The sequence below is a fragment of the Streptomyces phytophilus genome (assembly GCF_013870535.1).
Taxonomy (GTDB): domain Bacteria; phylum Actinomycetota; class Actinomycetes; order Streptomycetales; family Streptomycetaceae; genus Streptomyces; species Streptomyces phytophilus.
Map to the genome: position 1 here is coordinate 1 of NZ_JACBXC010001421.1, position 1,465 is coordinate 1,465.

2 protein-coding genes and 1 pseudogene are annotated in these 1,465 nt (G+C 73.4%); 2 read left to right on the forward strand and 1 reads right to left on the reverse strand.

Annotation, left to right across the window (positions count from 1 at the left end; genetic code table 11):
* Positions 1–302, reverse strand: a 302-nt coding sequence (locus tag H5J30_RS32965; protein ID WP_181791362.1) for an ATP-binding cassette domain-containing protein, incomplete at its 3' end; no start/stop codon positions are given.
* Between the two features lie 95 nt (positions 303–397).
* Between H5J30_RS32965 and H5J30_RS32970 the strand changes: the two genes are divergently transcribed.
* Entirely contained in the window at positions 398–1,204 is an 807-nt protein-coding gene (locus H5J30_RS32970; RefSeq protein WP_181791364.1) for a TetR/AcrR family transcriptional regulator, read from the forward strand.
* Between the two features lie 45 nt (positions 1,205–1,249).
* Positions 1,250–1,465, forward strand: a pseudogene (locus H5J30_RS32975) (GNAT family N-acetyltransferase); the annotation flags it as partial.

Below are 1,465 nucleotides of genomic sequence, written 5' to 3' on the forward strand. Positions count from 1 at the left end.
TTCTCGGCGCCGGTCTGCTGCTCGTCCAGCGCGGCGTACTGACCGGTGAGGCTGATGGCCCGGCGGAGCTGCGAGCGCTCCGCGACCACGTCGAACCCGGCGACGCTCGCCGTGCCCGCGTCGGCGCGCAGCAGCGTCGCGAGGATCCGGACCGTGGTGGTCTTGCCGGCGCCGTTGGGCCCGAGGAGGGCGAAGACGGTGCCGGGCGGGACGCTCAGGCCGACGCCGTCGAGCACCTTCGTGCCGCCGTACGCCTTGGTGAGGCCGGCGGCCTCGACGGCGGGGCGGGTGGGCTGGGGCACAGCTCCCCCCTTTCTCCGTAGAGCTGGTTCTGCGTATGCCGTACGCGCTACTGCGTAGACCATACACGGCACTGCGTATGACGTAAACTGAGCAGATGGACGCCATGGACACCGCCGGCGAGAGCGAACGCGGCGAAGACAAGCGCGACACCGGAGCCGTCCCCGCCAGCGTCGAAGCCGCCTGGGGCCTGCGGCCCCGGCCGCACAAAGGGCCGAAGCGGGGGCTGACGCTGGAGGGGATCGTGGCCGCGGCGGTCGCGGTCGCCGACGCCGAAGGGCTGGAGGCCGCGTCGATGGGGCGGGTCGCCAAGGAGCTGGGCGTCTCGACGATGGCGTTGTACCGGTACGTGGCCACGAAGGACGAGCTGGTCACGCTGATGGTCGACGGGGCCTTCGGCCCCCCGCCACCGCTGCCCGAGGGCGTCGGGGACGACTGGCGGGCGGGGCTGCGGCACTGGCACCAGGCCATCGGCAGCGCGATGTTCGCGCACCCGTGGGCCGTGGCGCACATCCCGAGCGGCGGCCCGCCGGTCACGCCGAACCAGCTCGCCGCGCTCGACCAGGCCCTCTACCTCCTCCGCGACACCCCGCTCACGGAGTTCGAGAAGGTGGCCACGGCGCTGCTCGTGAGCAACCAGGTGCGCGCGGAGGTGACCATCGCCCTGGCGATGGGCGGGAACGCGGAGGTGGAGCGGCTGATGAGCGAGTACAGCCACTTCCTGCTCCGGGTCTCCGACACCGGCCGCCTGCCCCATCTGCGTACGGCGGTGGAGGGCGGCGCCTTCGACGAGCCGGACGCGCAGGCACCGCAGCAGCCCTCCGACTACGACGAGTTCGCGTTCGGCCTGGAGCGCGTGCTCGACGGCATCCAGGCGCTGATCGACGCCCGCCGCCCGGACTGATCAAGGGGGCTTTCGCGCGGCGGCGGACCCGGGGGATCATGCAGCATGGGCGCGGACGGCTGGCACTTCACCGATGACGTGGACGCATTCCTGGCCGAAGCGGGAGAGTTCCTGCGCGGCAGGCCCGTACCGCACATCATGGCGCTGACCTGGACGGCACGGCTCCGAGCGCGCGGCACGGGCCCGTACGGCGGCGGGCGCCCGCTGCTCGGCCGGCTCACCCGGGCGGGGTCCGTCCTCGGCGCCTGCCACCGGCTCCCG